Genomic DNA, 12009 nt, shown 5'->3' with positions numbered 1-12009 from the left:
ACGTGATGCCGTGGTTCGCCGCCTTCGCGCTGCTGTTCTTCATGGCCAACTCCGGCCTGCCGGGTACCAGCGGCTTCGTGGGTGAGTTCATGATCGTGCTGGCCGCATTCCAGTGGAACCCGCTGGTTGCCATGGGTGCCGCGACCACGCTGATCATCAGCGCCGCCTATTCGCTGTGGCTGTACAAGCGCGTGTTCTTCGGTGAGGTGGGCAATGCCCATGTGGCCGAGCTGAAGGACATCAACGGTCGCGAGTGGCTGGTAATGAGTGTGTTTGCCGTCGGTACGCTGGTGCTGGGCTTCTATCCCAAGCCGCTGACCGATCTGATGGAGCCGTCCATCGCCCATCTGGCGATGCAGATCGCTTCGAGCAAGCTGCTGTAAGCGGCCTGTCGAGAGTATTGATTCCAGGATTTGATGATGACCACGCCGACGCCTCTGCCGTTGACCATGACCGACCTGCTGCCGTTGCTGCCCGAACTGGTAGTGATTGGCGGTGCCTTTGCCCTGCTGATCCTTGATCTGTTCATCAGCAACCGTCACAAGGTCTGGACCCACTTCCTTTCGGTGGCCATCCTCGCTGTCGCCTTCGTCATGCTGCTGGGCGGCGTGGGCGGGCAGGGCGAGGTGTTCCACGGCATGTTCGTGCGCGACAACGCCGCTGACATCATGAAGACGGTGCTCGTGCTGGTCAGCGCCCTGAGCCTGGTCTACGGCTGGACCTACCTGCGCGAGCGCAACCTGTTCCAGGGCGAGATCCCGGTCCTGATCCTGTTCGCAACCGCGGGCATGATGATCCTGGTCTCGGCCGGCAGCCTGCTGATGGTCTACCTGGGCCTGGAACTGCTGGCGCTGTGCTCGTACGCACTGGTTGCCAGCAACCGCGAGAACAAGCTCGCCGCCGAAGCCGGCATGAAGTACATCGTGCTGGGTTCGCTGGCCTCGGGCCTGCTGCTGTACGGCATGTCGCTGGTCTACGGCGCCACCGGTTCGCTGCACCTGGACGTTATCCGCGATGCCGCCGGGCATAGCGATGAACGCCTGCTGCTGTTGACCGGTGCGGTGTTCATGGTGGCCGGCGTTGCTTTCAAGCTGGGTGCCGCGCCGTTCCACATGTGGCTGCCGGACGTGTACCAGGGTGCACCGGCCCCGATCGCGCTGTTCATCAGCTCGGCCCCCAAGCTGGCTGCTTTCGGCATGGCGTACCGCCTGCTGGAAATGGGCGTTGGCCCGCTGTCTGCCGAACTGCAGTACGTGCTGGCTGGTCTGGCCGCGCTGTCGCTGATCATCGGCAACCTGATGGCCATTGCCCAGACCAACCTCAAGCGCATGCTGGCGTACTCCACGGTGTCGCATATCGGCTTCCTGCTGATGGGCATTGCCGGTGGTGGTGAGCAGGGCTATTCGGCCGCGATGTTCTACGCCATTGCCTACGCCATCATGTCCACCGCCTCGTTCGGCGCGATCATCGCGCTGTCGCGTGCCGGTTTTGAAGCCGAGAACATCGAGGACTTCAAGGGCCTGAACGCACGCAGCCCGTGGATGGCTGGCCTGGTGCTGTGCATCATGGCGTCGCTGGCCGGCATTCCGCCGTTCCTGGGCTTCTGGACCAAGCTGTCGGTGCTGGGCGCGGCCATCAATGGCGGCCTGCTGTGGCTGGCCCTGTTGGGCGTGATCTGCGCGGTGATCGGTTGCTTCTATTACCTGCGCGTCATCAAGGTCATGTACTTCGATGAGCCGGTGGGTGAGGCCTTGCCGCGCAGCAACGACCGCATCCTGGGCATCGTGCTGGGCGTGAATGCCATCCTGCTGCTGTTCCTGCCGCTGGGCCTGGGCCCAGTCATGGAGTGGATGCGCAATTCTTTTGCACATTTGTCCTGAAACTAGATACAAATCTGCACAAAGTGTGTAATATACGTCTCCTGAGTTGACGACGGCGCTGGCAACGGCGCAGTCGGAACCACCGGGAGGTGGTTCGGCCAAGGAGAGTTTCTCTTTGGGTTTCTCCGGAAACGGAGAAACAATGAAGTAAAAAAGCTTGCAATTCACGCTTACTTACTTCATAATTCCGCTTCTGATGCGGGGTGGAGCAGTCTGGCAGCTCGTCGGGCTCATAACCCGAAGGTCGCAGGTTCAAATCCTGCCCCCGCTACCATCTTTGGTTTGACCGGAACATGGTTCAAACTAAGTTGGGCTCGCAGATACGGCTGCTTCCGTACCTGCAACTGGAATCCGGTCAACGGATTCATAGGACAAAGGGCCCGGTTGGGCCCTTTGTTGTTTCCGAAGTGCGGAAAACCCGGCTGGGTGAATGCACCTGTTCTCATCAAACATTCAAGGCAGGCTGTGAGCGACAAGGCTACTGAAATCGCGAATCTGCTGGGCCCCACCGTGCAAGCGCTGGGGCTCGAGTTGCTTGGCGCCGAATATCTGCCGGCCCCGGGCGGCGCAACGTTGCGCCTGTATATCGATGTGCCGCTGGCCGAACAGCCCGAGCGCATGGTCAACATCGACGACTGCGAGCGGGTGAGCCGCGAAGTGTCGGCCCAGCTTGACGTCGAAGACCCCATCAGCGGCAACTACACGCTGGAAGTGTCCTCGCCGGGCGTGGACCGCCCGTTGTTCACGCTGGCCCAGTTCGAGCAGGCCATCGGCGAATCCGCCAAGGTCGGCCTGAAGCTGCCGCAGGAAAGCCGCCGTCGCCTGCAGGGCGAGATCGTCGCGGTGGACGCAGCGCAGGGCACGGTGACCTTTGTCGTCGACAACAAGCCGTTCGTGGCTTCGTTCGACAACATCGACAAGGCACGCATCATTCCGGACTGGGCCGCACTTGGCCTGGCACCGACCAAACCGACGGGTCCGGCCCCCAAGCAGGGCAAGGCCAAGAATAATTCCAATAACGAAACGGCGGCCAAAAAGCCGCGCGCGGAGTGAGCCGATGAGCAAGGAACTTTTGCTGGTAGTTGACGCAGTCGCCAACGAGAAAGGCGTGCCGCGTGAAGTGATCTTCGACGCGATCGAAGCCGCGCTGGCGTCTGCCGCAAAGAAGCGTTACGCCGAGGAAGACGTGCTGGCGCGCGTGGCCATCAACCACAAGGACGGCAGCTACGAAACCTTCCGTCGTTGGGAAGTGGTGGCCGATGACGTGGTGATGGAATCGCCGCACCGCCAGATCCGCCTGATGGATGCCGTGGACGAGGCCGATGGCGTCGAAGTGGGTGACTACATCGAAGAGCAGATCGAGAACCCGGATTTCGGCCGTATTGCCGCCCAGGCTGCCAAGCAGGTGATCGTGCAGCGGGTGCGCGAAGCCGAGCGTCAGCAGGTGGTCGATGCGTGGAAGGACCGCGTGGGCGAGCTGGTCACCGGTGTGGTCAAGCGCGCCGAGCGCGGCAACATCTATGTGGACCTGGGCGGCAACGCCGAGGCCTTCATTCCGAAGGACAAGGGCATTCCGCGCGACGTGCTGCGCGCCGGTGACCGCGTGCGCGGCTACCTGGCCGAAGTGCGCTCCGAGCCGCGTGGCCCGCAGCTGTTCATCAGCCGCGCCGCGCCGGAGTTCATGATCGAGCTGTTCAAGCTGGAAGTGCCGGAAGTCGGCCAGGGCCTGGTCGAGATCAAGGCCTGTGCACGCGACCCGGGTGACCGCGCCAAGATCGCCGTGCTGGCCCACGATACCCGTACCGATCCGATCGGTGCCTGCATCGGCATGCGGGGTTCGCGCGTGCAGGCCGTGTCCAACGAGCTCAATGGCGAGCGCGTGGACATCGTGCTGTGGAACGAGAACCCAGCCAACTTCGTCATCAACGCGATGGCACCGGCTGAAGTGCAGTCGATCATCGTCGACGAAGAAAAGCATTCGATGGATCTGGCCGTGGCAGAGGACCGCCTGGCCCAGGCCATCGGCAAGGGCGGCCAGAACGTGCGCCTTGCCAGCCGCCTGACCGGGTGGCAGCTGAACGTGATGACCCAGGACCAGGTGACCGCCAAGTCGGAAGCCGAGCAGGGTGTCGCCCGCCAGCTGTTCATGGACAAGCTGGAAGTGGACGAAGAAATCGCCGGCATCCTGGTGTCCGAGGGTTTCAATACCGTCGAGGAAATCGCCTACGTTCCGGTTGGCGAACTGCTGGCGGTGGAAGGCTTCGACGAGGACATCGTCGAGGAGCTGCGTGCCCGCGCCCGCGACGCGCTGCTCAATGAAGCATTGGCAGTGGAAGAAGGCGCCGAGGACGGCGTACCGGCCGCGGACCTGCTGGCACTGAAGGGCATGGACGAAGCGACCGCGTATGCACTGGCCGGTAATGGCGTGCGCACGAGTGAGGATCTGTCGGACCTGGCGGCCGACGAGATCCTGGAGTTCGGCATCGAGGGCATGGATCTGGAGCGCGCCGCGGCGTTGGTCCTGGCAGCCCGCGCCGAGGAGATCGCCCGCCTGGAGCGCGGCGAATGAGCCAGCGATGAACAGTGCCCTGAGCCGCTCAGGGCGTAGACTCCGCGCTGCCTTCGTTCGTGACGAGGGGGCGCATACAAGATCATAGGATCCGAATGTCGCAGCAAACCACCATCCGCAAGCTCGCCGAACTGGTTAATACGCCGGTCGAGAAACTGCTTGAACAGCTGTCCCAGGCCGGGATGAAGTTCAGCGGTCCCGACCAGGTCGTGACCAGTACCGAGAAAGTGAAGTTGCTTGGCTTCCTTCGCCGCTCGCACGGCAAGGACGAGCAGCCGGTTGAAGAGGCTGAGGCCGCACCGAAGAAGATCACCCTGAATCGCCGCAAGCATCAGGAAGTGACGGTCAGTGCCGGTCGCAGCAAGACCACCGTCAATGTCGAAGTGCGGCAGAAGCGCACCTACGTCAAGCCGGAGGGTGGCAAGGCTGCGATGACGCCGGACGAAGAGCGCGCGGACATCCTGCGCAAGCTCGAGGAATCGCGTCAGCGCAATCTCGAAGAGCAGCGCATGCTGGCCGAGAAGGATCGCGTGCGCGACGAGACCATCGCCGCACAGAAGGCTGCGGAGGAAGCCGAGCGCGCCCGCGTCGAGGCCGAGCGTGTCGCCGCCGAGGAAGCCGCCAAGGCCAAGGCCGCCAAGCCTGCACCGGCCACGGCCGATGCCGACGAACCGGTAGCCAAGGCCCCGCGTCATGCACCGGCTGCGCCGTCGCGCGCCCCGGCCCGTGACGACCGTGGCAATGCCGGCGCCAACGCCAAGCCTGGCAAGGCACGCGGTGGCGAAGGCGATGGTGGCAACCGCTTTGGCGGCCAGCTGCACCTGTCTGCTTCCGATCGTGCCCGTCGCGGCAACAGCAACAACAACTCGCGTGGCCGTCCGGGTGCGCGTGCGCCGCAGGGCCGCCGTGGCAACGATGCCTCGCGCAGCGGTGGCGGCAGCCATGGCTTCGAGCGTCCGACCGCACCGGTGGTGCGCGAAGTCGCCGTGGGCGACACCATCACCGTCGCCGATCTGGCGCAGAAGCTGGCCCTGAAGGGCGGCGAGGTGGTCAAGGCGCTGTTCAAGATGGGCGTCATGGCGACCATCACCCAGTCCATCGATCACGACACCGCCGCGCTGGTGACCGAAGAACTCGGCCACAAGGTCGTGCGTGCCAATGCCAACGACGCCGAAGACGCGCTGCTGGCAATCAGCGATGCCGATGAGCGCGTGGCCGTGCCGCGTGCGCCGGTGGTCACCATCATGGGCCACGTCGACCACGGCAAGACCTCGCTGCTGGATTACATCCGCCGCACCAAGGTCGCCAATGGCGAAGCCGGTGGCATTACCCAGCACATCGGTGCATATCACGTGACCACGCCCAAGGGCGTGATCAGCTTCCTGGATACCCCGGGCCACGCCGCGTTCACCTCGATGCGTGCCCGTGGCGCGCAGCTGACCGACATCGTGGTGGTGGTTGTCGCCGCCGACGACGGCGTGATGCCGCAGACCAAGGAAGCCATCCAGCACGCCCGCGCCGCCAACGCGCCGATCGTGGTGGCGATCAACAAGATCGACAAGTCCTCGGCCGACCCGATGCGGGTCAAGAACGAACTGCTCGCCGAGCAGGTCGTGGCCGAAGACTTCGGTGGTGACGTGCAGATGGTGGAGATCTCGGCCAAGACCGGCCAGGGCATCGACGACCTGCTGGACGCGATTTCGCTGCAGGCCGAAGTGCTGGAGCTGAAGGCCATCGCCGACGGCCGCGCCAATGGCGTGGTCATCGAATCCTCGCTGGACAAGGGCCGCGGCCCGGTCGCGACGGTGCTGGTGCAGCAGGGCATCCTGAAGAAGGGTGACTACCTGGTGTGCGGCATCCAGTACGGCCGCGTGCGTGCACTGTTCGACGAAACCGGCAGCCAGGTGTCCGAGGCTGGCCCGTCCATCCCGGTGCAGGTGCTGGGTCTGTCTGGCGTGCCGGAAGCGGGCGATGACTTCGTCGTGGTCGAGGACGAGCGCCTGGCCAAGGACGTTGCCCAGACCCGTGAAACCAAGCGCCGCGAATCGCGCCTGGTGGCCACGGCGGGCAGCCGCATGGAAGACATCATGGCGCAGATGGGCAAGGGCGAAGGCCAGCAGGTGTTGAACCTGCTGATCAAGGCCGATGTCCAGGGTTCGGTGCAGGCACTGAGCCAGTCGCTGGTGGGTCTGTCCAACGACGACATCCGCATCAATGTGATCCACTCCGGCGTGGGCGGCATCACCGAGTCCGACGCCAATTCGGCCGTGGCTTCCAAGGCCACCGTCATCGGCTTCAACGTGCGTGCGGATGCCTCGGCACGTCGCATCATCGAATCCAACGGCGTGGACCTGCGTTACTTCTCGATCATCTATGACGTGATCGACCAGGTGAAGCAGGTGGCTTCCGGTCTGCTGGGCGTGGAGATCCGCGAAGAGATCATCGGTATCGCCGAAGTCCGCGACGTGTTCCGCAGCTCCAAGTTCGGTGCGGTTGCTGGCTGTATGGTGGTCGAGGGCGTGGTCAAGCGGAACAAGCCGATCCGCGTGCTGCGCGACAGCGTGGTGGTGTTCGAGGGCGAGCTGGAATCGCTGCGTCGCTTCAAGGAAAACGTCGAGGAAGTTCGCAACGGTACCGAGTGCGGTATAGGTGTGAAGGCCTACAACGACGTCAAGGCCGGCGACCAGATCGAGTGCTTCGAGCGCATCGAAGTGCCGCGCACGCTCTGACGGCTGGGATTGGGGAGTCGGGAATCGGGATTCGTTGAAGCGGGTCCCGCGAACGGATCCCCTGCCGGCCGGGGTTGGGAATCAGCTGCTGTGGCCGTGAATGCGGCTGCAGCGGGTGCGCCCCTTCGGTTTCATTGAAATTCACTTTTTATTGCTGATACTTGCCTGATGCCTAAGACTTTCCATCGTACCGACCGTGTTTCCGCGCAGATCCGTCGTGATCTGGGCACGCTGGTGCATGCCGCCGTGCGCGAATACGGGCTGCCCTCGGTCAGCGTGTCGGACGTGGAAGTGACCCGTGACATGGCCCATGCCAAGGTATTTGTTACCGCCTTGATGCCGGAGCGTTCGGCCGAAGCGGTGAAGGGCCTGCGCGAACTGGCTGTGGAGCTGCGCATGTCGCTGGCGCGGGCAATGAAGCTGCGGCATGTGCCGGAGCTGCATTTCCACTACGACGACTCGGTGGACCGCGGTGAGCGCATCGACAAGTTGTTGCGCGACCTGCCCGAGGCGCAGGCGCCCAAGGCCGACGCCGACGAAGAGTGACCGCAGCAGCCCGCAAGGGCTGTTGTCATGTCTGGCCAGCGCATGGCGGCGCGGCTGGGCTTTCCCGTTTTTGCCAGGCGCCGATGGCGCGCCGGCCTGTCCCTGGTGTTGCATGCGCCCCCGAATCCAATTCCGCCGTCTGGACGGCATCGTTCTGCTCGACAAGCCGGCTGGCATGAGCTCCAACACGGCCTTGCAGGTCGCCCGTCGCCTGTTCCGTGCCGAGAAGGGCGGTCATACCGGAAGCCTGGATCCGCTGGCGACCGGCCTGCTGCCGCTGTGCTTTGGCGAGGCCACCAAGATTGCCGGCCTGCTGCTGGGCTCGGCCAAGGCCTATGACGCCGAAGTGCGGCTGGGTGCGACCACCGATACCGATGACGCCGATGGCGTGGTGTTGCGCGAGCGACCGGTGCCCGCATTCAGTGATGGTGAGCTGCAGGCCGCCCTGGCCAGCCTGACCGGCAGCATCCGTCAGCGCGCGCCGATCTATTCGGCCTTGAAGCAGGGCGGCGAGCCGCTTTACGCCAAGGCCCGTCGTGGCGAGGCCATCGAGGCGCCGGAGCGCGAGGTGCAGGTGCAATCCATCGAGGTGCTGGCGCGTGAAGGCGAGCGCCTGTCGCTGCGCGTTACCTGTGGCTCGGGCACCTATATCCGCAGCATCGCCCGCGACCTGGGCGAGATGCTGGGCTGCGGCGCCCATATCACCGCGCTGCGGCGGCTGTGGGTGGAGCCGTTCATGGCGCCGAAGATGATTGGCCTGGATGAACTGCGTGCGGTGGCCGAATCCGGCGATGAGGCGGCCCTGATGGGCTGGTTGCTGCCGATCGAGCAGGGCTTGAGCCAGTTCGCACGGGTGGACCTGGACGCAGCGCAGGCGGTCCGCTTCTGCCTCGGGCAACGGCTGCGCAATCCGGCCTGGCCGGTTGGGCTGGTGGTGGTACACGGTGACGGCGGCCAGCCGCTGGGCCTGGGCCAGGTGGAGGAAGGCGGGCGCTTGGGCCCCCAGCGTCGCTTCAATCTCTGAACGGGCAGGGTGGGGCCGCACCTTTGGGAGTACGCCCGCCTTGTTCCGGATGGTTGTGACCGTTACAATTTTGCGGCCCTCGAAAGGGCAACTGTCCGCCCCGGTGGGCAGCCTATTAATCGGCGAGCTGCGCGGTACGTCAATGAGGCGTTTCTGCTGGCCCCGCATCTGAAGAGAAAAATCATGTCGATCGACACCCAGAAAGTCATTGAAGAAAACAAGCGCGGCGCTGCCGACACCGGTTCCCCGGAAGTCCAGGTCGCCCTGCTGACCGCTCGCATTGAACTGCTGACCGGCCACTTCAAGGAACACAAGAAGGACCACCACAGCCGTCGTGGTCTGCTGCAGATGGTCAACCGCCGTCGTAGCCTGCTCGACTACCTGAAGAAGAAGGACGTTGCGCGCTACAAAGCGCTGATCGAAAAGCTCGGCCTGCGCCGCTAATCGATTTCCCGCCGCGGCGCAGCGATGCGCCGCGGTTTTGTTTTTAGAGCTTCAAAATCGTAGTAGATCGGCCGGAACCGCCCGGCCAACCATTGCCGGCATGGGTTGGCAACGGTCCAATCGAAGAAAGCAATTCAAGGATCCCCCGTGGCAAAAATCACCAAAACCTTCCAGTACGGCAAACACACCGTCACGCTTGAGACCGGCGAGATCGCCCGCCAGGCGGGTGGCGCTGTCATCGTCAAGATGGACGACACCGTGTTGCTGGTCACTGCCGTCGCCGCCAAGAGCGCGCGCGAAGGCCAGGACTTCTTCCCGCTGACCGTCGATTACCAGGAAAAGTTCTACGCCGGTGGCCGTATCCCGGGTGGCTTCTTCAAGCGTGAAGGCCGCGCGACCGAGAAGGAGACGCTGATCTCCCGTCTGATCGATCGCCCGATCCGTCCGCTGTTCCCGGAAGACTACAAGAACGAAGTGCAGATCATCGCCACGGTGATGTCGCTGAACCCGGAAGTGGACGGCGATATCGCCGCGCTGATCGGTGCTTCCGCTGCACTGTCGCTGGCCGGCACCCCGTTCAAGGGCCCGATCGGCGCTGCCAAGGTCGGTTACAAGGACGGCGAGTACATCCTCAACCCGACCGTGTCGGAGCTGAAGGAATCGCAGCTGGAGCTGGTGGTTGCTGGTACCGCCAATGCCGTGCTGATGGTGGAATCCGAAGCCGCGCTGCTGTCTGAAGACGTGATGCTGGGCGCCGTGACCTTTGGCCACCGCGAAATGCAGAAGGTCATCAACGCCATCAACGAACTGACCGTTGAAGCCGGCACCAAGCCGAGCGACTGGGTTGCACCGGCCAAGAACACCGCGCTGATCAGCGCACTGCAGGAAGCCGTCGGCGGCAAGCTGGGCGAAGCCTTCCAGGTGCGTGACAAGCTGCAGCGTCGCGACGCCATCTCGGCGATCAAGAAGGATGTCACCGAAACCCTGGCTGGCCGCGTTGCCGCTGAAGGCTGGAACCCGGCCGAGCTGTCGAAGGAATTCGGCGAGCTGGAATACAGCACCATGCGTAACGCGGTGCTGGACACCAAGGTCCGCATCGACGGCCGTGCGCTGGATACTGTCCGCCCGATCGCAGTGAAGACCAGCGTGCTGCCGCGTACCCACGGTTCGGCCCTGTTCACCCGCGGCGAAACCCAGGCCATCGTGACCATCACGCTGGGCACCGCACGTGACGGCCAGATCATCGACGCCGTTGCTGGCGAGTACAAGGAAAACTTCCTGTTCCATTACAACTTCCCGCCCTACTCGGTCGGTGAGTGCGGTCGTTTCGGTGCGCCGAAGCGCCGTGAAATCGGCCACGGCCGTCTGGCCAAGCGCGGCGTGCTGGCTGTAATGCCGTCGCTGGAAGCCTTCCCGTACACCATCCGCGTTGTGTCGGAAATCACCGAATCCAACGGTTCCTCGTCGATGGCTTCGGTCTGCGGCTCCTCGCTGGCCCTGATGGACGCCGGCGTGCCGGTCAAGTCGCCGGTTGCCGGTATCGCCATGGGCCTGGTCAAGGAAGGCGAGCGTTTCGTCGTCCTGTCCGACATCCTGGGTGACGAAGATCACCTGGGCGACATGGACTTCAAGGTCGCTGGTACCGCCGAGGGCATCTCCGCCCTGCAGATGGATATCAAGATCGAAGGCATCACCGAAGAGATCATGAAGCAGGCACTGCAGCAGGCCAAGGCTGGTCGTCTGCACATCCTGGGTGAAATGGCCCACGGCCTGACCACCCCGCGCGCCGAACTGTCGGACTACGCGCCGCGCCTGCTGACCATCAAGATCCACCCGGACAAGATCCGCGAAGTGATCGGCAAGGGTGGCTCGACCATCCAGGCCATCACCAAGGAAACCGGCACCCAGATCGACATCCAGGACGATGGCACCATCACCATCGCCTCGGTGAACAATGCCGCTGCCCAGGCCGCCAAGGCCCGCATCGAGCAGATCACCTCGGACGTCGAGCCGGGCCGCATCTACGAAGGCAAGGTCGCCAAGATCATGGACTTCGGTGCGTTCGTTACGATCCTGCCGGGCAAGGACGGTCTGGTCCACGTATCGCAGATCTCCAGCGACCGCGTCGAGAAGGTTGGCGACGTGCTGAAGGAAGGTGATGTGGTCAAGGTCAAGGTGCTGGAAGTCGACAAGCAGGGCCGTATCCGCCTGTCGATGAAGGCCGTGGAAGAAGGCGAGGGCACCCCGGCCGAATAAGGCTGCGGTGTTGTATCGCTGAGAAGAAAAGCGGGCCTTGTGCCCGCTTTTCTTTTGCGCGCGAAAAGGCAGGCAAAGCCCCTGCGCCAAGCTTCCCCCTCTCCCGCAAGCGGGAGAGGGGGAGGGGTGAGGGCGCCTTTGCCCTCAAGTCCCAGCCGAGTGAACGCACCTCACCTTCCTGGCAGCCGCCAGCCCAGCTTTCCCCTCTCCCGCCTGCGGGAGAGGGGCAGGGGTGAGGGCGCTTTTGCCCTCACCTCCCAATCGCGTCAAAGCACGTCCCCCTCCCGACAGCCGCCAGCCTCGCTTTCCCCTCTCNNGCCCCCGGGTTCGCCCGACCGCGATGGCCCGGTTTGACTGATGGGGATGCATCGGGCCGCGGAACAGCATGCGCTCTGGGATGGTGGCGGGGCGAAGGCATGGACAACGTGTCCGAAGAGGCGTCCGGGCGCGAGGGCGTGCCGATCTTGGGCAAGGTCGTGGCGGCGGGCTTCCTGCTGGGGGTCTGCGCGGTGGCCTGGGCGCCGGCACTGTTGCCATTGCCCCTGGGCTGGCTGGCGCTGC

At 64.0% G+C, this 12009-nt stretch carries 9 protein-coding genes and 1 tRNA gene; all 10 read left to right on the top strand.

The features are described from left to right. The coding region (locus tag B2527_RS02590; protein ID WP_293705983.1) for a proton-conducting transporter membrane subunit at nucleotides 1–383 on the top strand (383 nt) is incomplete at its 5' end. Between the two features lie 36 nt (nucleotides 384–419). After that, nucleotides 420–1880 carry an NADH-quinone oxidoreductase subunit NuoN gene (gene nuoN, locus B2527_RS02585; protein ID WP_293705982.1) on the top strand — a complete coding sequence of 487 codons (1461 nt, stop codon included), beginning with the start codon at nucleotides 420–422 and terminating at the stop codon, nucleotides 1878–1880. A 197-nt stretch (nucleotides 1881–2077) separates the two neighbouring features. Continuing rightward, nucleotides 2078–2154: transfer RNA gene (locus tag B2527_RS02580), tRNA-Met, on the top strand. 191 nt (nucleotides 2155–2345) lie between these two features. Beyond that, nucleotides 2346–2933, top strand: a complete 588-nt coding sequence (gene rimP, locus B2527_RS02575) for a ribosome maturation factor RimP (RefSeq protein ID WP_293705981.1) — start codon at nucleotides 2346–2348, stop codon at nucleotides 2931–2933. A 4-nt stretch (nucleotides 2934–2937) separates the two neighbouring features. After that, nucleotides 2938–4449: a transcription termination factor NusA gene (nusA, locus tag B2527_RS02570; RefSeq protein WP_293705980.1), complete on the top strand. Its 1512-nt coding sequence runs from the start codon at nucleotides 2938–2940 to the stop codon at nucleotides 4447–4449. Between the two features lie 95 nt (nucleotides 4450–4544). Continuing rightward, nucleotides 4545–7178, top strand: a complete 2634-nt coding sequence (infB, locus tag B2527_RS02565; protein WP_293705979.1) for a translation initiation factor IF-2 — start codon at nucleotides 4545–4547, stop codon at nucleotides 7176–7178. 168 nt (nucleotides 7179–7346) lie between these two features. Beyond that, on the top strand, nucleotides 7347–7724 hold the full coding sequence (gene rbfA / locus B2527_RS02560) for a 30S ribosome-binding factor RbfA (RefSeq protein WP_293705978.1): 378 nt from the start codon (nucleotides 7347–7349) through the stop codon (nucleotides 7722–7724). Between the two features lie 112 nt (nucleotides 7725–7836). Then, on the top strand, nucleotides 7837–8748 hold the full coding sequence (gene truB, locus B2527_RS02555; protein ID WP_293705977.1) for a tRNA pseudouridine(55) synthase TruB: 912 nt from the start codon (nucleotides 7837–7839) through the stop codon (nucleotides 8746–8748). 183 nt (nucleotides 8749–8931) lie between these two features. Beyond that, nucleotides 8932–9192, top strand: a complete 261-nt coding sequence (rpsO, locus tag B2527_RS02550) for a 30S ribosomal protein S15 (RefSeq protein WP_293705976.1) — start codon at nucleotides 8932–8934, stop codon at nucleotides 9190–9192. Nucleotides 9193–9339: 147 nt separating this feature from the next. Further along, entirely contained in the window at nucleotides 9340–11448 is a 2109-nt protein-coding gene (gene pnp, locus B2527_RS02545; RefSeq protein ID WP_293705975.1) for a polyribonucleotide nucleotidyltransferase, read from the top strand. Nucleotides 11449–12009 lie beyond the last annotated feature (561 nt).

It is taken from the genome of Stenotrophomonas sp. UBA7606 (assembly GCF_002477705.1).
In the GTDB taxonomy this organism is placed as follows: domain Bacteria; phylum Pseudomonadota; class Gammaproteobacteria; order Xanthomonadales; family Xanthomonadaceae; genus Stenotrophomonas.
Note: the sequence above shows the minus strand (reverse complement) of the source record. Positions and strands in the feature narration are given on the sequence as shown.

What these genes read in the sequence shown, in the direction of transcription:
- nuoN (WP_293705982.1), top strand. Translation starts at nt 420, where the DNA reads ATGACCACGCCGACGCCTCTGCCGTTGACCATGACCGACCTGCTGCCG.
- nusA (WP_293705980.1), top strand. Translation starts at nt 2,938, where the DNA reads ATGAGCAAGGAACTTTTGCTGGTAGTTGACGCAGTCGCCAACGAGAAA.
- infB (WP_293705979.1), top strand. Translation starts at nt 4,545, where the DNA reads ATGTCGCAGCAAACCACCATCCGCAAGCTCGCCGAACTGGTTAATACG.
- rbfA (WP_293705978.1), top strand. Translation starts at nt 7,347, where the DNA reads ATGCCTAAGACTTTCCATCGTACCGACCGTGTTTCCGCGCAGATCCGT.
- truB (WP_293705977.1), top strand. Translation starts at nt 7,837, where the DNA reads ATGCGCCCCCGAATCCAATTCCGCCGTCTGGACGGCATCGTTCTGCTC.
- rpsO (WP_293705976.1), top strand. Translation starts at nt 8,932, where the DNA reads ATGTCGATCGACACCCAGAAAGTCATTGAAGAAAACAAGCGCGGCGCT.